The 21058-nt window shown below is 64.3% G+C and carries 21 protein-coding genes; 6 read left to right on the top strand and 15 right to left on the bottom strand.

The window, feature by feature from the left end:
- Positions 1-171: 171 nt before the first annotated feature.
- The 3 genes from acnA (at position 172) to ACGYK7_RS07570 (ending at position 4556) form a co-directional block, all read left to right on the top strand.
- On the top strand, positions 172-2946 hold the full coding sequence (gene acnA, locus ACGYK7_RS07580; protein WP_394400556.1) for an aconitate hydratase AcnA: 2775 nt from the start codon (positions 172-174) through the stop codon (positions 2944-2946).
- 143 nt (positions 2947-3089) lie between these two features.
- Complete coding sequence (locus ACGYK7_RS07575; protein WP_394400554.1) at positions 3090-3902, top strand: hypothetical protein; 813 nt, start codon at positions 3090-3092, stop codon at positions 3900-3902.
- 63 nt (positions 3903-3965) lie between these two features.
- Complete coding sequence (locus ACGYK7_RS07570; RefSeq protein ID WP_394400552.1) at positions 3966-4556, top strand: NAD(P)H-dependent oxidoreductase; 591 nt, start codon at positions 3966-3968, stop codon at positions 4554-4556.
- Here the strand turns inward: ACGYK7_RS07570 and ACGYK7_RS07565 are convergent.
- Genes ACGYK7_RS07565 through yajC form a run of 10 tightly spaced genes read right to left on the bottom strand, consistent with a single transcriptional unit; the run spans position 4546 to position 11357 of the window.
- Positions 4546-5064, bottom strand: a complete 519-nt coding sequence (locus ACGYK7_RS07565; protein ID WP_394400887.1) for a DsbE family thiol:disulfide interchange protein — start codon at positions 5062-5064, stop codon at positions 4546-4548. The genes ACGYK7_RS07570 and ACGYK7_RS07565 overlap by 11 nt on opposite strands.
- 13 nt (positions 5065-5077) lie before the next feature.
- Positions 5078-5233 carry a heme exporter protein CcmD gene (gene ccmD / locus ACGYK7_RS07560; protein WP_394400550.1) on the bottom strand — a complete coding sequence of 52 codons (156 nt, stop codon included), beginning with the start codon at positions 5231-5233 and terminating at the stop codon, positions 5078-5080.
- Positions 5233-5967, bottom strand: a complete 735-nt coding sequence (ccmC, locus tag ACGYK7_RS07555) for a heme ABC transporter permease CcmC (RefSeq protein WP_067266389.1) — start codon at positions 5965-5967, stop codon at positions 5233-5235. Before ccmC ends, ccmD begins: the two co-directional genes overlap by 1 nt.
- A gap of 52 nt (positions 5968-6019) precedes the next feature.
- A complete protein-coding gene (ccmB, locus tag ACGYK7_RS07550; protein WP_394400547.1) occupies positions 6020-6676 on the bottom strand; it encodes a heme exporter protein CcmB in 657 nt (218 codons plus the stop codon).
- Entirely contained in the window at positions 6673-7284 is a 612-nt protein-coding gene (ccmA, locus tag ACGYK7_RS07545) for a heme ABC exporter ATP-binding protein CcmA (protein WP_394400544.1), read from the bottom strand. The genes ccmB and ccmA overlap by 4 nt, the downstream gene beginning before the upstream one ends.
- A 19-nt stretch (positions 7285-7303) precedes the next feature.
- Positions 7304-7657, bottom strand: a complete 354-nt coding sequence (locus ACGYK7_RS07540; RefSeq protein ID WP_394400541.1) for an Mth938-like domain-containing protein — start codon at positions 7655-7657, stop codon at positions 7304-7306.
- 18 nt (positions 7658-7675) lie between these two features.
- Positions 7676-8431 carry a sulfite exporter TauE/SafE family protein gene (locus tag ACGYK7_RS07535; RefSeq protein WP_394400538.1) on the bottom strand — a complete coding sequence of 252 codons (756 nt, stop codon included), beginning with the start codon at positions 8429-8431 and terminating at the stop codon, positions 7676-7678.
- The gene (gene secF / locus ACGYK7_RS07530; RefSeq protein ID WP_394400536.1) at positions 8424-9392 is read right to left on the bottom strand and encodes a protein translocase subunit SecF; all 969 of its coding nucleotides are present in this window, start codon (positions 9390-9392) and stop codon (positions 8424-8426) included. Before secF ends, ACGYK7_RS07535 begins: the two co-directional genes overlap by 8 nt.
- A gap of 1 nt (position 9393) precedes the next feature.
- Positions 9394-11043 (bottom strand): protein translocase subunit SecD, encoded by a 1650-nt coding sequence (secD, locus tag ACGYK7_RS07525; RefSeq protein WP_394400533.1) that lies wholly within the window; start codon positions 11041-11043, stop codon positions 9394-9396.
- A 35-nt stretch (positions 11044-11078) separates the two neighbouring features.
- Entirely contained in the window at positions 11079-11357 is a 279-nt protein-coding gene (yajC, locus tag ACGYK7_RS07520) for a preprotein translocase subunit YajC (RefSeq protein ID WP_067627241.1), read from the bottom strand.
- 217 nt (positions 11358-11574) lie between these two features.
- On the opposite strand from yajC, the gene serS reads away from it, so the two are divergent.
- Both serS and ACGYK7_RS07510 read left to right on the top strand, forming a co-directional pair.
- The gene (serS, locus tag ACGYK7_RS07515) at positions 11575-12867 is read left to right on the top strand and encodes a serine--tRNA ligase (protein WP_394400531.1); all 1293 of its coding nucleotides are present in this window, start codon (positions 11575-11577) and stop codon (positions 12865-12867) included.
- Positions 12868-13160: 293 nt separating this feature from the next.
- A complete protein-coding gene (locus ACGYK7_RS07510) occupies positions 13161-13877 on the top strand; it encodes a hypothetical protein (protein WP_394400529.1) in 717 nt (238 codons plus the stop codon).
- 6 nt (positions 13878-13883) lie between these two features.
- Here ACGYK7_RS07510 and der read toward each other — a convergent pair whose 3' ends face one another.
- The 3 genes from der to ACGYK7_RS07495 all read right to left on the bottom strand — a co-directional run bounded on the left by der (position 13884) and on the right by ACGYK7_RS07495 (position 17580).
- Entirely contained in the window at positions 13884-15365 is a 1482-nt protein-coding gene (gene der, locus ACGYK7_RS07505) for a ribosome biogenesis GTPase Der (protein ID WP_394400526.1), read from the bottom strand.
- Between the two features lie 60 nt (positions 15366-15425).
- Positions 15426-16808 (bottom strand): PQQ-binding-like beta-propeller repeat protein, encoded by a 1383-nt coding sequence (locus ACGYK7_RS07500; protein WP_394400523.1) that lies wholly within the window; start codon positions 16806-16808, stop codon positions 15426-15428.
- Positions 16809-16875: 67 nt separating this feature from the next.
- Entirely contained in the window at positions 16876-17580 is a 705-nt protein-coding gene (locus tag ACGYK7_RS07495; RefSeq protein WP_394400520.1) for a tetratricopeptide repeat protein, read from the bottom strand.
- 152 nt (positions 17581-17732) lie between these two features.
- On the opposite strand from ACGYK7_RS07495, the gene ACGYK7_RS07490 reads away from it, so the two are divergent.
- Positions 17733-18182, top strand: coding sequence for a DUF302 domain-containing protein (locus ACGYK7_RS07490; RefSeq protein ID WP_394400517.1), 450 nt, complete (start codon positions 17733-17735; stop codon positions 18180-18182).
- Positions 18183-18204: 22 nt separating this feature from the next.
- Here ACGYK7_RS07490 and ACGYK7_RS07485 read toward each other — a convergent pair whose 3' ends face one another.
- Complete coding sequence (locus ACGYK7_RS07485; RefSeq protein ID WP_394400515.1) at positions 18205-19020, bottom strand: ion transporter; 816 nt, start codon at positions 19018-19020, stop codon at positions 18205-18207.
- Positions 19021-19137: 117 nt separating this feature from the next.
- A complete protein-coding gene (locus tag ACGYK7_RS07480) occupies positions 19138-21009 on the bottom strand; it encodes an ABCB family ABC transporter ATP-binding protein/permease (protein WP_394400512.1) in 1872 nt (623 codons plus the stop codon).
- Positions 21010-21058: the final 49 nt, after the last annotated feature.

The following is a 21058-nucleotide window of genomic DNA, read 5'->3' as shown; positions in this document are numbered from 1 at the left end:
AAACGGCCGTTAGCGCCCACAGCCTGAAATGCGCATGATGCCCCCTTTAAAGTCGGTACACAATGGTATACAAAATCGCGCGAAACCGCTTGATAACAGTTGAACCGCCGCGCCCGTAGTGGCATTGAGACGGAAATCTAGCCACCCATCAGACCCCGAAGGGAGCCCGCCATGACAATCCAAGTCGGTCACGACAGTGCCAAGACACGGAAAACCCTCTCCGTTGGCAGCCAGAACGTCGCCTATTACTCCATCCCCGCCGCCGAAGCGGCTGGTCTGGGCGATTTCTCCAAACTGCCAGCGGCGCTGAAAGTCGTTCTGGAAAACATGCTGCGTTTTGAAGACGGCAAGACCGTCACCCAAGACGACATCAAGGCTTTCGCCGAATGGGCGACCAAGGGCGGCAAGAACCCGCGTGAGATCGCTTACCGCCCGGCCCGCGTGCTGATGCAGGACTTCACCGGCGTGCCGGCGGTGGTCGACCTTGCCGCGATGCGCGACGGTCTGGTGGCGCTTGGTGGCGACGCGGACAAAATCAACCCGCTCAATCCCGTCGACCTCGTGATCGACCACTCGGTCATGATCGACGAGTTTGGCAACCCGCGCGCCTTCCAGATGAACGTGGACCGCGAGTATGAGCGCAATATCGAGCGTTACACCTTCCTCAAGTGGGGTCAGAAGGCGTTCAACAACTTCCGCGTTGTGCCCCCCGGCACCGGCATCTGCCACCAGGTGAACCTTGAGTATCTGTCGCAGACCGTCTGGACCGACAAGGACCAGAACGGCGAGGAAGTGGCCTACCCCGACACGCTGGTCGGCACCGACAGCCACACAACCATGGTCAACGGCGCCGCCGTTCTGGGCTGGGGCGTCGGCGGGATCGAGGCCGAGGCCGCGATGCTGGGCCAGCCGATCTCCATGCTGATCCCCGAGGTCGTGGGCTTTGAGCTGACGGGCCGCATGATGGAAGGCACCACAGGCACCGACCTCGTGCTGAAAGTGGTCGAGATGCTGCGCGAAAAAGGCGTGGTCGGCAAATTCGTGGAATTCTACGGTGACGGCCTTGACCACCTGCCGCTGGCGGACCGTGCGACAATCGCCAACATGGCGCCCGAATACGGTGCCACCTGTGGCTTCTTCCCGATCGACGACGAGACCCTGCGCTATCTGACCAACACCGGCCGCGACAAGGATCGCGTGGCGCTAGTCAAAGCCTATGCGCAGGAAAACGGCATGTGGCGCGATGCGGATTACGCACCGGTTTACACCGACACCCTGTCCCTCGACATGGGCACCATCGTGCCCGCGATCTCGGGCCCCAAGCGTCCGCAGGACTACATCGCACTCGACAAGGCGCACACGGCATTCGCCGAATACGTCAAGGGCATCCGCGAAGGCAAAGACACCTCCGCGAACTCTGAAATCCGTTGGGAAGGCGAAGGCGGCCAGCCCGAGCCGCAGGACATTCCCGGCGACGAGGGCCACCACAACCGTGGCTATGTGATGACCGACGACGGCCATTACCAGCTGCATGACGGCTCCATCGTGATCGCCTCGATCACCTCCTGCACCAACACGTCGAACCCCTATGTGATGATCGGCGCGGGCCTTGTGGCGCGCAAGGCGCGTGAGCTGGGTCTGACCCGCAAGCCTTGGGTCAAGACATCGCTGGCGCCGGGTTCGCAGGTCGTGTCGCATTACCTTGAGGCCGCGGGCCTGCAAGACGATCTCGACGCCATCGGCTTCAACCTCGTCGGTTACGGCTGCACTACCTGCATCGGCAACTCCGGCCCGCTGGAAGCGCCGATCAGCAAGGCGATCAACGACTATGACCTGATCGGCACCTCGGTGCTCTCGGGCAACCGTAACTTCGAGGGCCGCATCAGCCCCGACGTGCGCGCCAACTACCTCGCCTCCCCGCCGCTGGTGGTGGCCTATGCGCTGGTGGGTGACATGAACCACGACCTGACCAACAGCCCGCTGGGTCAGGACAAGAACGGCAATGACGTCTACCTGAAAGACATTTGGCCCTCGACGCAGGAAGTCGCCGAACTGGTCGAACAGACCGTGACGCGCGAAGCCTTCCAAGAGAAATACGCCGATGTCTTCAAAGGCGACGAAAAGTGGCAGGCGGTCGAGACCACCGACAGCAAGACCTACGATTGGCCGCCGCAGTCGACCTACGTGCAAAATCCGCCCTACTTCCAAGGCATGTCGCCTGAGCCGGGCACGATTTCGAACATCGAAGGCGCGAAAGTGCTGGCCGTGCTGGGTGACATGATCACCACCGACCACATCTCGCCCGCCGGGTCGTTCAAGGAAACCACGCCTGCGGGCCAGTATCTGACCGAACGTCAGGTGCCGGTGCGGGAGTTCAACTCCTATGGTTCGCGTCGCGGTAACCACGAAGTCATGATGCGCGGCACCTTCGCCAACATCCGCATCAAGAACGAGATGCTGGATGGCGTCGAAGGTGGCTACACCAAGGGCCCCGATGGCGCGCAGACCTCGATCTTCGATGCCGCCATGGCGCATCAGGAGAACGGCACCCCGCTGGTGATCTTCGGCGGCGAGCAGTACGGCGCGGGCTCCTCGCGCGACTGGGCCGCGAAGGGCACCGCCCTTCTGGGTGTGAAGGCCGTGATCGCCGAAAGCTTTGAGCGTATCCACCGCTCCAACCTCGTTGGCATGGGCGTCATCCCCTTCGAGTTCACCGGCGGCGACACCCGCAAATCGCTGGGACTCACCGGGGATGAGACCGTCTCAATCGAAGGGCTGGACACAATCAAGCCGTTGCAGGAAGTGCCCTGCAAGATCACCATGGCGGATGGCAGCACCAAGGAAATCACCCTCAAGTGCCGCATCGATACCGCGATCGAGATCGAATACATTGAGCACGGCGGCGTGCTGCACTACGTGCTGCGCAATCTGGCGAAATCGGCCTAAACGCCCATCGCCACAGCCAAACAATTCCAAGGAGCGGCCCCCGTGGGCCGCTCCTTTTCTTTGCCCCAACGCCCTAGGCGGGAACCTGCCGCCTCATCACGGGTTGCCTTCGTAAGACGATTGTTTTCGAGGAAGGCACAGCAATGTTAGCAAGTTACGCACTAGGCGCTTTGGGCGCGGTGATCCTTGTTATCGTGCTGCTGGATTTTCTCTATACCGCGATTGGCGCGGCCCCTGTGGCCCCCCTGTCGGAGCGGGTGGCACGGGCGGCTTTTTTCCTTTTCACCAAACTCATGCCAAAGGGAAATGCCCGGCACCGGCTTTCCGGCCCGGTGGTGATGACAGCCATCGCGGTGACTTGGATCGTGCTCGTCTCCCTCGGCTGGACTTTGGTGTTTCAGCTGAGCCGCGATGCCGTGGTCATGTCGGATAGCACAGAGCCTGCGGGTTTTGTCCGCGACTCCGCCTTTGTGGGTCATCTGCTTTCGACCCTCGGCGGCGGGCCGCTGCAGACGCAAAGCCCCTTCTGGATGGTGATGTCCGTGCTCGTCGGGGTCAATGGGATGGTGATCCTCACGCTCTCGGTCAGCTTCGTGCTGTCGACCACCACCACCGTTGCGCAAGCGCGGGGGCTTTTGAGCAAGGCGTCGATGTTCGCGGCGGACAGCGATGAGATGAACACGGTCATCATGCCCGCCCTCGCCGATCTGGTGTCGAACCTCAATGCGATGCAATTCGCGCTCTACTACAGCGCCGAACACCCCGCCCGCCGGGTGCCCGCAGGGATGGTGGAACTGGCCGAGCGGGTGGCCCCCTACCCCGAACAAATGCGCCGCCTGCGCATCGCGCTCGAGCCGCTGCCCGGTTTCACCGCGCCCGAGGGCCGCTTGGACCAGCTGACCAATGCCCAGTTTATCGACCGCCTGCGCGAATGGGCGCGGCCCTATTCGCTCTGACCCCGGGGAACAGAAGACCCAAGCATTCCGTTAATCCCGAAGCACCTCGAGAAAGGAGATACCATGAGCCCGAAAATCACCGTTCTGTTCTACTCCACCTATGGGACAAACCACGCCATCGCAGAGCAAGCCGCCCGCGCCGCCGAAGAGGCAGGCGCCGAGGTGCGCCTGCGTCGCTGCGCCGAGACCGCCCCGCAGGCCGTCGTCGATGGGCAAGACGCGTGGCGCGCGCAGTTGGACAAGATGCAGGACATCCCCGAGGCCAAACCCGAGGACATGGAATGGGCGGATGGCTATTTCATCTCTGCCCCCACCCGCTTTGGCGTCGCCGCCAGCCAGTTCCGCGCCTTCATCGACACGTTGGGGCCGCTCTGGCAGTCGGGGGCGCTTGCCAATAAGGCGATCACGGCGACCACCTCGGCGCAGAACCCGCACGGCGGGCAGGAGACGACGCTTCAGTCGATCTATGTCACTGCGATGCACTGGGGGGCAATCATCGTGCCGCCGGGCTATGCCGAAGGCATCAAATTCGAAGATGGCGGTAACCCCTACGGATACTCCTGCGAACCCGGCCCGCTAAGCGACACGGGCAAGAAATCCGTCACATATCAGGCGAAACGTCTGGTCGAATACGCCGCCAAGATCAGCGGGTGATCGCATCCCGCAGAGCCGGGAGGAACCGCTGTTCGTAATCACTGCCGACCAGCGGCCCGGCAAAACGGAACAATACCGTGCCGTCCCCGTCGACGATGAAAGTCTCTGGCGGGGCGGTCACGCCCCAATCAATCGCCACCCGGCCCTGCGGGTCGAAACCGACCCCGGCAAAGGGGCTTTCTTCATCTCTCAGATAGGCGGTCGCGTTCTTCTCGGTATCCTTGAAATTGACCCCGATGATGTTCATCCCCTCGGCCTGCATCTCAAGCAGTTTGGGGTGTTCCGCGCGGCAGGGCGGGCACCAACTGGCCCAGAAGTTCACCAAGCTCACTTGCCCTGCGCGCAGCATGTCGTCCGTGGCCTGCGGATAGCCGGGCAGCGTGGCCTCGGGCATGGCAGGCGCCTGTTGCCCCACCAGCGTCGAGGGCAGCCCCTCGGGATCGTCGCGGTACATGCCAACGGCGGCCAGTGCGACGAAAGCGGCAAAGATCACCGGCGGCGCGATCATCATGGGCGAGAGTTTAGCCACGGCGTCCGGCCTCCTGCTCTGTCTCTTCCAAGGCCCGGCGCGCTGTGCGGCCACGCCAGAGGGTCAAGCCGATCAGCGCTGCCAGTAGCAGCAGAGACACGGCATAGGCCGAGAGCACCTCGCCCGCGTATTTTCCAAGCTCCGGCATCACGCTCCCCTGTTCATCCGCGCCCTGAGCGCCGCCGTGCGGCGCAGGCGAATTTCGGTGCCCGTGCGATAGACCACCAGCGCCAGAAACAGCAGGCCGAAGCCCAGCATGGCCAGAACCAGCGGATAAAAGAAGACATCCGCCACACTGCGGTTGCCTGTCGCGACGGGGATCGAGGTGCCTTGATGCAACCCTTGGTTCCAGAACTGCACCGCATAGCGCGACAGGACCGCAAAGACCGAGCCGACAAGGCAAAGAACCGAGGTCAGATCGGCGGCGGTGTCGGGGTCTTCGACCGCCTGCCACAGCGCGATGTAGCCGAGGTAGAAAAGGAACAGGATTAGGAAGGACGTGAGCCGCGGATCCCAGGCCCACCATGTGCCCCACATCGGTTGGCCCCAGATCGCCCCCGTCACCAGTGCGATCAGCGTCATCACCAGCCCCACGGGGGCCGCGGCCTTGGCCGCCAATGCGCTGACGTGGTGACGGCGGATCAACCAGATGAGCGAGGCCACCAGCATCATGAACCACGCATTGATCGCCATCAGGGCGGCGGGCACATGCAGGTAGATGATCTTGACCGTGCTGCCCTGCCGCGCGTCATCAGGCGTGCCGAAAAAGCCCCAGAGCAAGCCCACGCTCACAAACGCCGCTGCCAGCACCCAAAGCGCAGGCTGCACGCGCTGCGAAAGCGCAAGAAATTTGACCGGGTTTGCGTATTGCCAAAGGGACATGCCGACTACCTATCGCGCGGTTGGGTGGTGCTCAATGCACGATTTTTCGGGGTCATCGCAACCCCATCCGTAGCACGGCGGCTGCGGCAAATGGCATCAAGGCCACCACGGCCAGCGTCAGCCCCGCCAGCATCAAAAGCGGCGTCGTGACCTCCAAGCCCGCCGCCCCGCGCCGGGCGACCTCGGCCCCGAAAATCAGCGTTGGAATATAGAGCGGCAGCACCAGCAGCGACAGAAGCAGCCCACCGCGTTTGATCCCCACCGTCAGCGCCGCGCCGAACATGCCAATCACCGAGAGCGCAGGCGTGCCGAGCGCCAGCGAGACGAGCAGCCACAGATGCCCCGGCGCGGCGAGTTGCAGCATCACCCCCAAAAAGGGTGCCGCCAGCACCAGCGGCAGCCCCGTGGTCAACCAATGCGCCAAAGCCTTGACCGCCAGCGCCCCTTCCAGCGGCAGCGGGGCGGTCAGCAGCAGCTCCAACGAGCCGTCTTCGAGGTCGAGCGCCAGCAGACGGTCGAGCGACAGAAGACAGGCCAAGAGCGCCCCGAGCCAAAGCACACCGGGCGCAATCGCACGCAGCAGCGTGGCCTCCGGCCCGACGCTGAAGGGCACCAACATTGTCACGATCAGGAAGAACGCCAAGCCAAGGCCAAAGCCCCCGCCTGCCCGCAGCGCCAAGCGCAGGTCTCGTAGCAACAACGCCTTCATAGAAAGGCCGCATCGCTGGCGCCGAGATCGGCATCGGGGGCCGCGCGATAGGCGCCGATGTCGAGCATCCGCGCTTCAACCCCCAGATCGATATGCGTGGCCATGAGGGCCGATCCACCGCTCGCCAAATGCCCGCGCAGGACAGCGCCGAACAGCGCCACCGCATCCGCGTCAAGCGAGACGGTCGGCTCATCCAAGACCCAGATCGGCCGCCCCGTCACCAAGAGCCGCGCCAAACCCAAACGGCGCTTTTGCCCGGCGGAAAGGGTCGCCGCCAAACGGTCCGCCAAAGGGTGCAGCGCATAGCCGTCAAGGGCGGCGGAAATGTCAGTGTTGCCAAAGACCTGCGCCCAAAAGCTCAGGTTCTCGCGTACGGTCAGCATGGATTTCAGCCCATCCGCATGGGCGGCATAGGCGACCCGGTCCTCCGCCCCCTCGATCTGTCCCGCGAGGGGCGCTTGCAGCCCCGCGATACAGCGCAGCAGCGTCGTCTTCCCGGCCCCGTTCGGCCCGCGCAGCACCAAGGCCTCCCCCGCCGCCAATCCGAAGGACAGGCCCGAGAGCACCGGCACCCCGCCGCGTGCGACGCTGAGGTTGCTGACTTGCACTGGCCGCGCCGCTCCGCCCTTAGACCGGCAAGAGGGCCAGCGCGATGCGCCGCCCCTCACTCAGCAGAATGTTGTAGGTGCGGCAAGCGGCGGGAGAGGACATGACCTCGACCCCCAGCCCGGCCTCTTCCAAGGTCTCGCGCAGGTCATCGGGGATATGCGCCACCTCCGCCCCGGTGCCGAGAAAGACGACATCCACCTTTCCCGCCAGCGCCAGCACTGGCGCGGGATCGGCCAGACCGCCCCAGCCGGTGATGCCTTCAGGCCCGATCACCTGCGCGCCCTCGACGACCTCGCCGGCGATGCGAAAAAAGCCGGGGCCGTAGCCGTCGATCGGTTTGGCGTCGGTATAGGTGATCTCGTTCAATCGCATGTCGCGTCCCTCACAGGCTCAGATATTCCACAACGGCAGGCCGAGGATAGCCGATGCGGCGATGACGATATAGGCCACCGCGCGAAAAAGCCGCTCTCGCTTTGGGTCAAATAGCCGCGCCCCGATGATATTGGCGATGACATTCGGCACCCCGGCCAAGAGGCCCAGCCACAACACCGGCCAGACCACCTGCCCCGTGGCCGCCAGCATGGCAAAAAGCATCAGGTCGAGCCCCAGAAGATAGAGCAGGAAATTCGCCCGGATCACCGCAGCGGGCTTCCGGCTCGCCATATAGAGCAGGATCACCGGCGGCCCGGCAATGCCCGCGAAACCGGTCATAAAGCCCCCCAGAGCGCCGGTGGCCGTCACCAGCTTCGCGCCCAGTGGCCCATGATAGCGCCAGCCCGCGAGGAGCAGCACCAGAAGTCCCAGCACCACCCCCGAGACGATCCAGCCGAACCCTTCGGGTGAGACCAACGACAGCCCCCAGAGCCCGAGCGGCATCCCGATCAGCACGCCGAAGAGCAGCCGCCCCACTTCGCGGGGTGTGCCCTCGCGCAGGGCATCGGGGAGATTTGGCAGGGGGCCGATCACCTCGGCCGCGGTGAGAAAGAGTATCGCTTCGACCGGAGACAGGACAGAGGCCGCGACAGGCATGATGATCAGGGCAGAGCCGAACCCGGCAAAGCCGCGCACCAGCCCCGCCACGATCACGGCCAGCGCAAGCCACGCCACCCCGGGGGTGGCCATGGCCTGCGCCAGCAGGTCAGGCATCAATATTGGCGAATTGCGTGCCCGCGCCCGCGTCGGGCTTGGACCAATCGCGCTTGACGCCAAGGTAGAGCACCACGTTCTTGGCCACATAGACCGAAGAATAGGTGCCCACGATCACGCCCCATGTGATGGCAAAGACGAAGGCCCGGATCACGTCGCCGCCCAAGATCAGCAGGGCGATGAGCGCCAGCAAGGTGGTGCCCGAGGTCATCAGCGTACGGCTCAGCGTCTCGTTCACGCTGAGGTTCATGACATCGCGCAGGGGCCGCTTTTTGTATTTGCGCAGGTTCTCCCGCAGGCGGTCAAAGATCACAACGGTGTCGTTGATCGAATAGCCGATGATGGTCAGGATCGCGGCCACGACCGGCAGGTCGAAACGGATTTGGAGGAGCGAGAACAACCCGATGGTCAGCACAACGTCGTGGAACAGCGCCACCACCGCACCGACCGAGAACTGCCATTCGAAGCGCAGCCAGATGTAGATCAGAATCGCCGCCAGCGCCCCGCCCACGGCAAGGAAAGCGGTCTGGATCAGCTCGCCCGAGACTTTGGGGCCCACGGATTCGACGGAGGTGAACTTGATATCGGGGGCGACGCCTTGCAGTGCCGCTTCGATGGTCTCGATCGTGTCGGAGGTCGCCGCCTGCTGCCCTTCTTGAGCCTGCACGCGGATCATCGCCACATGGCGGTCGGCACCGAAACCGGGGTCAAAAACCTCGGAGATGGTCACGTCGCCCAGCTCCAGCGGGGCCAGCGCATCGCGGTAGGCGCCCACATCGACGGCTTGGGTGCTTTCGGTCCGCAGGGTGGTGCCGCCGCGGAAGTCGATGCCGAAGTTCAGCCCCATCACGCCCCAGGCGATCAGGGACAGCACCATCAGCACCACCGAGGCACCGAAGGTGATCTTGGCATAGCCGAAGAAATCGAAGTTCGTATTGTCGGGTACCAGCTTCAGTCGCATGTCAAACCTCGATTGTCTTGGGACGGCGGCGTTCAAACCAGATCACCACCAGCAAGCGGGTGACGAAATAGGCGGTGAAGACCGATGTGACGATGCCCAGCCCCAGCGTCACGGCAAAGCCGCGCACCGGACCAGAGCCGAGAGCGAAGAGGATGACCGCCACGATGAAAGTGGTGATATTGGCATCCAGAATGGCGCTGAGCGCACGTTCATACCCCAGCGAGATCGCTCGCGCGGCCCCCTTGGCATTGCGCTGCTCTTCGCGGATACGCTCGAAAATCAGCACGTTGGCGTCGACCGCCATGCCGACGGTCAGCACGATCCCGGCGATGCCCGGCAGCGTCAGCGTGGCTCCGATCAGGCTCAATAGGCCAAAAATCAGCCCGACGTTGATGATCAGCGCGAGATTGGCGAAGAAGCCGAAAAGCCCGTAGGACGCCCACATGAAGAACAGCACGGCGACGAAGGCGACCACGGTCGCGATCTTGCCCGCGTCGATGCTGTCTTGGCCCAGTTCCGGCCCGATGGTGCGCTCTTCGACAAAGCTAAGCCCCGCAGGCAGGGCGCCGGCGCGCAGCAGAACAGCAAGGTTGGTGCTTTCCTCGACCGTGAAGCGCCCGGTGATGATGCCCGACCCGCCGGGAATATGGCTCTGGATCGTGGGGGCGCTGATGACTTCGTTGTCAAGCACGATGGCAAAGGGCGCGCCGATGTTCTCGGCGGTGTAATCGCCGAACTTGCGCGCACCGGAAGTGTCAAAGCGGAAAGACACGGCAGGCGCGCCGTTCTGGTCAAAGCTTGGCTGCGCGTCGACCAATTGCTCACCGGTGACGACGGGGGCGGTCTCAATCGTGTAGAAGACGCCTTCTTCGTCGGCGGCGGGCAGGATCGCGTTGCCGATGCCGGGGTTGTCGTTCTCGCTCGAGCCGCGATTGACGACCGGGTTGAAGGTCAGCTGCGCCGTGGTGCCGATGATGGCTTTCAACTCAGCCGCCGAGCCGATGCCCGGCACCTGAATCAGGATGCGGTCCGCGCCCTGACGCTGGATCGTCGGCTCACGGGTGCCGACTTCGTCGATGCGGCGCCGCACGATTTCGAGGCTCTGCTGCATGGTGCGTTCGTCGGTCGCCTGTTTCTCGGCATCCGACAGGGTTATGGTGATGACACCATCGGCCCCGCTTACATTGATGTCGCTGCCGCCTGCGCCGGTCACGGTGGTGACGGGCCGGGCCAGATCACGGGTGATCTGCAGCGCCTCGGCCATTTTCGATGGATCGTTCAGACGGACCCGCAACTCCCCCGCTGGCGCTTCTTGGCGGCGCACCGGGGTGAGGCTGCGCAGAGCGTCGCGGACCTCGGGCCATTGGGCTTCCATGCGCGAGGCATAGACATCGGCCAGTTGCACTTCGGCCAGCAGATGCGCACCGCCGCGCAGGTCAAGGCCAAGGTTCACCAGCCCCGAGGGCATCCATTCGGGCCAAAGCGCGCGCTGCGCTTCCAGTTCGGGCGTGCTGCCCTGAACCTCGATGGCCGCGACGGCGTCATTGTGCTTTTCGACAGGAGCGTAAAAGGCATTGGGAAGCGCCAGCCAAAGCCCTGCCAGACAGGTCAGGACAATGACAATCCGCTTCCACAGATCAATCTGTAGCATAGTTCCGCCTTTGGGTTGCGGCCTCGGGGTAGGGTTTATTTCGCCGGTTCGGTCTTGGAGACCACGGTGGCGATGGTGGCCTGCACCACGCGAATTTTCACGCCTTCGGCGATCTCCACCTCAAGCTCGCCATCGTCTTTGACCTTGGAGACCTTGCCGATGATGCCGCCTTGGGTCACGACCTGATCGCCCCGACGCAGACCGGCCACCATGGCCTGATGTTCCTTCGCCTTCTTCTGCTGCGGGCGGATGAGCAGAAAATACATGATCGCGAAGATCAGGATCAGCGGCACGAATTGCTGGATGCCTTCCATGGGGGTCGTCCTTTTCGATGGGTATTGGGCCGCAAAACGGGCCTTGAGAATTTGGCCAGAACCTATGCGCGGTGGCAGCGGGGTGCAAGGTGGAAAGCCGATGCCGCCTGCCCGCCCGCGCGGGGCCAATCGCCGCATGGTTGCGGCCCCTACCCCCGCACCGCACATTAAGGCATAAGGCAGCAAAACCGACTCACCCGATCTTGAGGACAAACCCATGCACGACATCCGCGCCATCCGCGACAATCCCGAAGGTTTCGACGCCGCCCTTGCCCGCCGGGGTGAGGCTCCGATGTCGCAGGCGGTGCTGTCCCTCGATGCCGCGCGCCGCGCCAAGATCGCCGCCGCCGAGACTGCCAAGGCCGAACAGAACAAGGCCAGCAAGGAAGTCGGCGCCGCCAAGGCCAAGGGCGACGAGGCCGAATTCGAGCGTCTGCGCGCGCTGGTCAGCGACAAGAAGGCCGAAGTCGCCGCGATGAACGCCGAGGCGCAGGAGTTGGACGCGAAGCTGACCGACATGCTCGCCCGCATCCCCAACAACCCCGCCGATGACGTGCCGCAAGGCGATGATGAGAACGATAATGTCGAGGTGAAAAGCTGGGGCGAGAAGCCTGCCTTTGATTTCAAGCCGGTCGAGCATTACGAGATCGCGGGCGTCAAACCCGGCATGGACTTCGAGACCGCCGCCAAAACCTCGGGCGCGCGTTTTGTCATGCTGAAAGGTGCCGTGGCGCGGGTGCACCGCGCGCTGGCGCAGTTCATGATCGACACCCATGTCGACGAAAACGGCCTGACGGAGGTGAACTCGCCGGTGCTGGTGCGCGACGAGGCGATGTATGGCACCGACAAACTGCCGAAATTCGGCGAGGACAGCTATCAAACCACGGATGGCTGGTGGCTGGTGCCGACCTCCGAAGTGCCGCTGACCTATTCGGTGGGTGGCGACACGCTGGAGCAAAGCGCCCTGCCGATCCGTCTCACCGCACATACGCTCTGCTTCCGGTCCGAGGCCGGCAGCGCTGGCCGCGACACCGCCGGAATGCTGCGCCAGCACCAGTTCGAGAAGGTCGAGATGGTCTCGATCACCCACCCGGATGAGAGCGACGCCGAGCAGCAGCGCATGGTGGGCTGCGCCGAGGGCATCCTCGAGAAGCTGGGCGTGCCCTACCGCACGGTGATCCTCTGCACCGGCGACATGGGGTTTGGCGCGCGGCGCACCTATGACATCGAGGCTTGGGTGCCGGGGCAGGATTGCTACCGCGAGATCTCTTCGGTCTCGACCACCGGCGATTTTCAGGCGCGGCGCATGAACGCGCGGTTCAAGCCCGAAGGCGGTGGCAAGCCGCAGTTCGTGCATACGCTGAATGGCTCGGGTCTGGCCGTGGGGCGCTGCCTGATCGCAGTGCTGGAAAATGGCCAGCAGGCGGATGGATCGGTGAAACTGCCCGAGGCGCTTGCGCCCTATCTGGGGGGCAAGACGACCCTCACGGCGGAAGGTGTGCTCGCCTAAGGGTGAGCCGCCGCTAGGCCCGATCCGCGCCGAAGGGGTCGGGCCATCGCCTGCCGCCCCGTCACGCCGGAGGGCGGGTCAGATTATCTTGGGCGCACCTTTTGTGCGACCGGGTAGGCGATTTGGTGAGCCGTTGCGCAACTCGGAGAAGTGGCACGCGAGCTGGTCTATAACGTGGCATGGATCAGCGGCTCAATCGCCACCCCACGCACAGGCGCTGGCCCTTGGTTGCCGTGGCGCGCGGGCGCTCTAGGATTAGCTGTACCGCAACAGCTAATCCCGCGAGGCCGCCCTTGCCCAGATCCTCCCGTACCCTGATCGCCGCGCTTGCCCTGCTGCTCAGCATCGCCTTCGCGATCTCGCCCTTTTTAGTGCCCAGCTTCTCGGGCTTTGATCCGAACCAATTCCCCATTCCGCAGGACAACCCGCCCGCGCAGCCGGCGGGCTATGCCTTTTCCATCTGGGGGGTGATTTACCTGTGGCTGATCGCGGGGCTTGGCTATGGCCTGCTGCGCGCGCCGCGGGACGGGCAGTGGCACGATATGCGCGTGCCGCTCTGCCTGTCGCTCGCCGTGGGGACCACATGGCTCGCCGTGGCCACCATGAGCCCGGTCTGGGCCGCGATACTGATCTGGATCATGCTGGTCACCGCCCTCGTCGCCCTGTTCCTCGCCCCGGTCGAAGACCCGCTTTGGGCCGCCGCCCCGGTGGGGCTCTACGCGGGCTGGCTATCTGCCGCTTCCTGCGTGTCGCTGGCGCTGCTGGCGGCGGGATACGGCTATTTGGAAAAGCAGACGGCGGCGGTTGTTTTTGTCGGTTTGGCGATCGTGATCGGCGCCATCGTGCAGACCGCTCTGGGGCGGACACCGACCTATGGCATCGCGGTGATCTGGGGGCTGGTGGGCGTGGTGGTAGCCAATTGGGGCGAGACGCCCTTGGTGGCCTATCTGGCGCTTGGGGGCAGCATCGTCGTGGCGCTGCCCACCCTCAGGGCGTTTCGGCGCGGCTGACCGCGCTCAGTCCTTGCGGCGACCGTCAGTGTGCTTGCGCAGCTTCGACGGCGCCGCTTTCTTGCGGTTCTTATAGGGGTTGGCGTCGGACTGGCCGCGCATCCACAGCCGGATCGGCGTGCCGGGCATGTCGAAATCCAACCGCAACCCGTTGACCAGATAGCGCGTGTAGCTGTCCGGCACCTTGTCGGGGTGGCTGCACATCACCACGAACCCCGGCGGACGGGTCTTGGCTTGGGTCATGTAGCGCAGCTTGATGCGCTTGCCCTGAGGCGCGGGGGGCGGATGCGCCTCCATCATGCCCGAGAGCCAGCGGTTGAGCTGCGCGGTGGTGACCCGGCGGTTCCAGACCTCATAGGCGCGCATGATCGCGGCCTGCAGCCGGTCGAGGCCGCGGCCCGTCTTGGCCGACACGGTGATCAACGGCGCACCGCGCAATTGCGGCAAGAGCCGCTCGAAGCTTTCCTTGAGATCGCGCAGTTTCTCCTGCCGGTTCTCTTCGATGTCCCACTTGTTGACGGCGACGACCACGGCACGGCCCTCACGCTCGGCCAGATCGGCGATGCGCAGGTCTTGCTGCTCGAAGGGGATTTCGGCGTCGAGCAAAAGCACTACGACCTCGGCGAACTTCACCGCGCGCAGACCGTCGCTGACACTGAGTTTCTCTAGCTTTTCCTGAACCTTGGCCTTCTTGCGCATCCCGGCGGTGTCGAAAATGCGCATCGGCACCGGCTCACCATTCGGCCCGGCCCATTCGGTGGTCAGAGAGATCGCATCACGGGTGATCCCGGCCTCTGGCCCGGTCAGCAGACGGTCCTCGCCCAAAATTTGGTTGATCAGCGTCGACTTGCCCGCGTTGGGGCGGCCCACCACGGCGACCTGCAGCGGCTTGGCGCGGGTCGGCATCGGCAGGGATTCGGCTTCGAGATCGGCGTCATCCTCGGGCAGATCCACATCCGTCTCGGGCGCGTCTTGGGTGGCACGTTCGGCATATTCATCGGCCAGCGGCATCAGCGCGGTGTAAAGATCGGTCAGCCCCTCGCCATGTTCGGCGGACATGCGAATGGGCTCGCCCAGACCCAGCGAATAGGCCTCGATCATCCCGGCGTCGGCGGCTTTGCCCTCGCCCTTGTTGCCTGCCAGAATCACATGGGCGGATTTCTTGCGCAGGATCTCGGCAAAGACCATGTCGGAGGGGGTCACGCCGACGCGGGCGTCGATCATGAAGAGACAGACATCGGCCATGTCCACCGCGCGTTCGGTCAGGCGGCGCATCCGGCCTTGCAGGCTGTCATCGGTGACCTCTTCCAGCCCCGCGGTGTCGATCACGGTAAAGCGCAGGTCGGCCAGTTTGGCCGCGCCTTCGCGCAGGTCGCGGGTCACGCCGGGCTGGTCATCGACCAGCGCGAGGCGTTTGCCGACAAGGCGGTTGAACAGCGTGGATTTCCCGACATTGGGACGGCCCACGATGGCAAGGGTAAAGGACATAATTCAGGCTCCGGGCCCCGGTTGGGCCAGTTCAGACACGCGCCTTAGCCTATTTGCGGCCTAACGGAAAGCGTGCAATTGCCCCTTGGTGGAGACGACATAAAGCGTGCCGCCCGCCACGACCGGGGCGGTGGTTGCCCCGCCGGGGATTTGGGTCGTGCCGGTCAGCCCTCCGCTCACAGGGTCAAAGCTACGCAGCACCCCGTCGTTGGAGGCCACGATCACGCGCCCCCCGGCGATGATCGGGCCATAATGGGCCACCACTTCAGATTGCTTCTTGGGCTTGTCCTTGACGAAATTCGGCAGCGGCGTGCCCCAGATGCGGCGGCCTGTGCTGGCGTCGAGCCGGACCAGTTCGTTCAGATCCGTGACCGCAAAGACAGAATCGCCTGCAGGCCAGACCGGGCCAATGGCCCCGTCGCGCGCGACCCACTTACGGTCGCCGCTGTTGACGTCGAGTGCCGCCAGTCGGCCCGAGTGATTGCCCACATAGACGGTCCCGTTCGAGACCACAGGCGCGCTTGTCACATCACCCACAAAGCTCAGCGCGCGGCCCGGACGTTTGCCCAGAACGGAGGTCGACCACCGCTCAAGCCCGCCTTGGCGGAACAGCCCCTGGACCTCGCCCGAGCCGAAGGCGAAGATCGCCAGATCGCTGGTGACGGCGGGCGCAGGCGCGCCCAGCACGTTGCTGAGGCTGGTGACAGCGCCGGTCTGCCACTGGATGCGGCCATTGGTTTTGTCGAGCGCCCAGCCGGTATCGTCGCCCGCCGTGAGATAGACCAGATCGCCCGAGACGGTCGGTGTGCCCGAACCGGTGGCGTCAAGGTCTTGGGTCCAGCGCAGGCCGCCGGTCGTCACGTCAAGCGCGGCCAGAACCCCAAAGCCCACCGAGACATAGAGCGTTTCCCCATCCACGGCGAGGCCGCCACCGGTGGCTTGGCCTTCGCGGTCGGACGCGGGGGTGAGGTCACGGGTCCAGAGCGTTTGGCCCGAGGTCGAGGTCGCGGTGACCTGCGCCCCGGCATCGAGCGTGAAGACACGCCCGCTCGCCACCACCGGATCGGCGGTAATACGTTGTTTGCGGCTGTCGCCCGCGCCGATCTTGGCGCTCCACACCGGCTGCAAAGCCGTGCGCAGCGCGGGATGGCTGATGCGGGTCGCGGCGGTGCCGATGCTATGGGTCCAATTGGCGTTGTTCACCGTGCCGCCCAGAGCGATGGCGCGGCTGGTGTTCGCGGGTACGGGGCCGGTGGCGGCGTCAAAGGCAGGGTCTTGCACGCCGGGGTTTTGCAGCACCGCGCGCACGTCTTCGCGTTTGCCGGGCAGATAGGTCTGCTCATCCGCGCAGGCCGCGAGCAGCAGCGCGGCACCGATGGCCCCCGCCACGCCCAGACCCCGCAGACCCGCTTGCCCGGGTTCGGTTTCGCGATGCTTCGTCATGGACCTGCTCACTTTCTGTCTTTCCTCAACCTTCACGCCCCCGCCGTTTTTGGCAGATGGATATGTGTCAGTCACCCGTTGCTTCGGGGATCTCCAGCGCGGCCTCTGCGGCGGCGCCCTCATCACCCGGTTCTTCACCCAAGGCCACAATCACCTGAAGGGCGCGTTGTTGCAAGTCCGGGGTGGTTTCCGCATCGGAAAGAATGGCTTGGTAACGCGCCACGGCCTTGTCGGTCTCACCCTCTTGGATGTCGATCAGGGCCAGTTGCTCTTCTGCCAACAGGCGCAGCGGGGCACCGGGCTGAGCCAGCGCTTCGAGCGCCTGACGCCGCTCGGCCACGGGCACCGATTGGCCCTGAAGGGTCACGATCTTGAACTGCGCCAATGCCCGGTAGATCGGCGCGAGGTCACCGTCGAGCGCCACGGCATCAAGCTGCTCCACGGCGGCATCCGTCTCACCCGCTTCGGCCAGCGCGTCGGCACGCATGAAGTTCAGCACGGCGCGGGCACCGGGGCCATCAGCCTCGATCGGGGCGAGCGCTTCGGCGCGGTCGTTGCTGGCATCCGCTTCGAGCGCGGCAAGCATCGCATCCCCCAGAGCTTCGGCCTCGGCCCGCTCCTGTGCTTTGCTGTATTCGTTCCATGCCGCCCCGCCGACGATGGCCACCACGGCCAGCACGGCGATCCAACCATAGCGGCGCAGGTAGCCGTATAGCCGGTCGCGGCGGACCTCTTCGTTCACTTCGTCAATAAAACTGTCGGTATCGCTCATCGCGCCCTGCCCCCGGCCTGATTTTGCCCCTCTTACCGCGCGTGGCCAGCCAAGCCAAGACCCAGCGAACCGCAGCGCCTTTTCGCCGAGTGCTTGGCCCGGGGGCGCGTCACGCTAGGTCAGGAACAGAATGCAGCGAAAGGAGACGGATGATGAAAGCGATTGCACTGGCGGCAGGTGTCGTGATGGCGGCCATGCCCGCTTTGGCGCAGGATTTGGTGGCCAAAGTCTCACCCCATGACGTGCCCACGACGATGGACCGGCTGGAAAGCGCGGTTGAGGCAGCGGGGGCCGAGGTCTTTGCCCGGGTCGATCACGCCGCCGGGGCCGAAAAGGCCGAGATGGAATTGCGCCCGACGCAGCTTTTGATCTTTGGCAACCCAAAGCTCGGCACCCCCGCGATGCAGGATGCCCAGACCGCCGGGCTGGACCTGCCGATGCGGGTGCTGGTCTACGCCGATGGCGAGGGTGCGGTGCATGTGACCTATGCCGCGCCTGAAACGCTGGTCACCGCCCACGGCCTGCCCGAAGAAGCGGAATATCTCACCAAGATGACCGAAGCGCTGGACAATCTCACCGCCAAGGCGATCGGGGAGGAGTAACGCCCCCTCCTCGCCCGGCCTTCTAGGGTTTGGGCGGGGTGTTCTGCGCCTTGATCAGGTTTTCCAGATCGGTCAGCCGCGACATGACCTCATCGCGGTAGGTGTTGGTCTGCTCGTTGCTTTCCTCATGATGCGCGTCTTGCATCGAGTTCACGATCAGACCGACCAAAAGGTTCACCACCGCGAAGGTGGTGACCATGATGAAGGGCACGAAGAACATCCACGCATAGGGATAGACCTCCATCACCGGGCGCACGATGCCCATGGACCACGACTCGAGCGTCATGATCTGGAACAGCGAATAGCCCGAACGGCCAAGCGTGCCGAACCATTGCGGGAAATCCGCGCCAAAGAGTTTGGTGGCCATGACGGAGGCGATGTAAAATATCACCCCCATCAGCAAGAAGACCGAGCCCATACCGGGAAGCGCGTTGACCAGCCCCTCGACCACGCGGCGCAGCGAGGGGGCGACGGAGACCACGCGCAGCAGGCGCAGGATACGCAGGGCGCGCAGCACGCTGAGCCCTTGGGTCGCCGGAATCAGCGAGATGGCGACGATGACGAAGTCAAAGATGCTCCAGCCGCGTTTGAAGAATTCCATCCCCCGACCGTAGAGTTTTATCGCGATCTCAATGACAAAGATGCCAAGGCAGATCTTGTCGAGCAGCAGGATCAGCGGCCCCGCCTGCGCCATCACCTCATCCGAGGTTTCCAGCCCCAGGATCACGGCGTTGAACAGAATCACGCCCAGAATGAAGTTCTGAAACGATGCGCGGTCAGCCAGTCGCGCCGCGCGGGCGCGCAGCGACTGGGGCGAGGGAGGGGAGAGATCGGTCATGGCGGTAGATATCGTGTGCCGCCTGGCACAACGCAAGAGCAGATCAGCACCGTTTGCACCATCGGCGGCAATGCCCCGCCAGCCTGCCGAAACAGAAGGCGGGGCCAGCTTCTCCGTCTACTCTTCTTCCGCCTGCTGGCGCTGCCAAAGCTGGGCATAGCGCCCCCCTTGGGCGAGCAGCATCTCATGGCTGCCCTGTTCGATGATCTCGCCCTTTTCCAAAACGACGATGCGGTCGGCCTCGGCGATGGTGGAAAGGCGGTGGGCGATGGTCAGCACCGTGCGCCCTTGGCCCGCGCGGCGCAGGGCGTCTTGGATCTCATGCTCCGTTTCGCTGTCGAGCGCGCTTGTCGCCTCATCCAACAGCAGGATCGGCGGGTCTTTCAGCAGGGTCCGCGCGATGCCGACGCGCTGTTTCTCGCCGCCTGAAAGCTTCAGCCCCCGCTCGCCGACAGTAGTCTCATAGCCCTGCGGCAGCGCCATGATGAAATCGTGGATCTGTGCTGCGCGGGCGGCGTCTTCGACCTCTGCCTGGGTGGCCCCATCGCGGCCATAGGCGATGTTGTAGCCAATGGTGTCGTTAAACAGCACCGTGTCCTGTGGCACCACGCCGATGGCCATATGCAGCGAATGCTGGGTCACGTCGCGCAGGTCTTGCCCGTCGATTTTCAGCGCCCCGCCCGCGACATCATAGAAGCGGAACAACAGCCGCCCGATGGTGGATTTGCCCGAGCCGGTCGAGCCGACGATCGCCACCGTCTCTCCGGGGCGGGCCTCAAGCGAGATGCCTTTGAGGATTTCGCGGTCGGTGTCATAGGCGAAACGCACGTTCTCCAGCGTCACATGGCCGCCCGTCACCTTGAGATCCGGTGCGTTTGGCTTGTCGTCAATCTCAGCCGGTTGTTCGAGCAGGCCGAACATCTGGCCCATGTCCACCAGCGCTTGACGAATCTCACGGTAAACGGTGCCAAGAAAGTTCAGCGGCACGGTCAGTTGGATCATGTAGGAGTTTACCATGACGAAGTCGCCGACGCTCAGCTCGCCGCTTTGCACGCCCATTGCCGCCATGACCATGACCCCCACGAGACCCGCGGTGATGATCAAGGCTTGGCCGAAGTTCAGGAAGGCGAGCGAATAGTTCGTCTTGATCGCCGCGTTCTCATAATCGGCCATCGCGGCGTCATAACGCGCCGCCTCGCGCCCCTCTGCGCCGAAGTATTTCACCGTTTCATAGTTCAGCAGGCTGTCGATCGCCTTTTGGTTCGCGTCGGTGTCGCTGTCGTTCATCTGCCGCCGCAGGCGCACGCGCCATTCGGTGACGGCAAAGGTGAACCAGACATAGAGCGCGATGGTCACCGCCACGACCGCCAGATACCAAATGTCGAAGAGCACGGCGAGGATCACGCCCACGAGGATCAGCTCAAGGATCAGCGGCCCGATCGAGAAGAGCAGGAAGCGCAGCAGAAAGTCGACGCCCTTGACCCCCCGCTCGATGATCCGGCTAAGGCCCCCGGTCTTGCGGGTGATGTGATAGCGCATCGACAGTTTGTGAATGTGCTGGAAGGTCTCAAGCGCCAGCATCCGCAGGGCGCGCTGCCCGACGCGGGCGAAGACCGCGTCGCGCACCTGTTGAAAGCCCACCCCCATCAGCCGCGCCATGCCGTAAGCCACGGTCAGACCAATCGCGCCAAGCGCCAGCATCGGCGCCCCCTCGCCCGCCAGCGCATCCACCGCGTCGCGGTAGAAGAACGGCGTGGCGACGATGATCAGCTTCGACACCAGCAGCGCCAGCATGGCCAGAACCACCCGGCGTTTCACCCATGGCATATCCTTGGGCCAGAGGTAGGGCGCGACTTTGCGCAGCACGAGAAAGCCCGACTGCCGCTCGGCGGCGTCGATCATCTCGGCCTCTGTGGGGATGCGTTCGGGCTTGGGCGTCTTGCGGTCGCGCCGCCGCGCGGCACTCGATTGGTCTGTATCGGCTGGCATGGGAATTCCTGAAGTGATTACAGGCTACATAGGCCCCATGGCCGTGGGT

The sequence above is a fragment of the Sulfitobacter sp. 1A15299 genome (genome assembly GCF_043556915.1).
In the GTDB taxonomy this organism is placed as follows: domain Bacteria; phylum Pseudomonadota; class Alphaproteobacteria; order Rhodobacterales; family Rhodobacteraceae; genus Sulfitobacter.
Note: the sequence above shows the minus strand (reverse complement) of the source record. Positions and strands in the feature narration are given on the sequence as shown.

Bases quoted from the DNA above. Each gene is read 5' to 3' on its own strand.
- ACGYK7_RS07565 (WP_394400887.1), bottom strand. From the start codon at position 5,064: ATGATCGCGCCGCCGGTGATCTTTGCCGCTTTCGTCGCACTGGCCGCC.
- ACGYK7_RS07570 (WP_394400552.1), top strand. From the start codon at position 3,966: ATGAGCCCGAAAATCACCGTTCTGTTCTACTCCACCTATGGGACAAAC.
- der (WP_394400526.1), bottom strand. From the start codon at position 15,365: ATGTCCTTTACCCTTGCCATCGTGGGCCGTCCCAATGTCGGGAAATCC.
- ACGYK7_RS07540 (WP_394400541.1), bottom strand. From the start codon at position 7,657: ATGCGATTGAACGAGATCACCTATACCGACGCCAAACCGATCGACGGC.
- serS (WP_394400531.1), top strand. From the start codon at position 11,575: ATGCACGACATCCGCGCCATCCGCGACAATCCCGAAGGTTTCGACGCC.
- ACGYK7_RS07490 (WP_394400517.1), top strand. From the start codon at position 17,733: ATGAAAGCGATTGCACTGGCGGCAGGTGTCGTGATGGCGGCCATGCCC.
- ACGYK7_RS07495 (WP_394400520.1), bottom strand. From the start codon at position 17,580: ATGAGCGATACCGACAGTTTTATTGACGAAGTGAACGAAGAGGTCCGC.
- ccmB (WP_394400547.1), bottom strand. From the start codon at position 6,676: ATGAAGGCGTTGTTGCTACGAGACCTGCGCTTGGCGCTGCGGGCAGGC.
- secD (WP_394400533.1), bottom strand. From the start codon at position 11,043: ATGCTACAGATTGATCTGTGGAAGCGGATTGTCATTGTCCTGACCTGT.
- secF (WP_394400536.1), bottom strand. From the start codon at position 9,392: ATGCGACTGAAGCTGGTACCCGACAATACGAACTTCGATTTCTTCGGC.
- yajC (WP_067627241.1), bottom strand. From the start codon at position 11,357: ATGGAAGGCATCCAGCAATTCGTGCCGCTGATCCTGATCTTCGCGATC.
- ACGYK7_RS07575 (WP_394400554.1), top strand. From the start codon at position 3,090: ATGTTAGCAAGTTACGCACTAGGCGCTTTGGGCGCGGTGATCCTTGTT.
- ccmC (WP_067266389.1), bottom strand. From the start codon at position 5,967: ATGTCCCTTTGGCAATACGCAAACCCGGTCAAATTTCTTGCGCTTTCG.
- ACGYK7_RS07480 (WP_394400512.1), bottom strand. From the start codon at position 21,009: ATGCCAGCCGATACAGACCAATCGAGTGCCGCGCGGCGGCGCGACCGC.
- ACGYK7_RS07485 (WP_394400515.1), bottom strand. From the start codon at position 19,020: ATGACCGATCTCTCCCCTCCCTCGCCCCAGTCGCTGCGCGCCCGCGCG.
- ACGYK7_RS07500 (WP_394400523.1), bottom strand. From the start codon at position 16,808: ATGACGAAGCATCGCGAAACCGAACCCGGGCAAGCGGGTCTGCGGGGT.
- acnA (WP_394400556.1), top strand. From the start codon at position 172: ATGACAATCCAAGTCGGTCACGACAGTGCCAAGACACGGAAAACCCTC.
- ccmD (WP_394400550.1), bottom strand. From the start codon at position 5,233: ATGCCGGAGCTTGGAAAATACGCGGGCGAGGTGCTCTCGGCCTATGCC.
- ACGYK7_RS07535 (WP_394400538.1), bottom strand. From the start codon at position 8,431: ATGCCTGACCTGCTGGCGCAGGCCATGGCCACCCCCGGGGTGGCGTGG.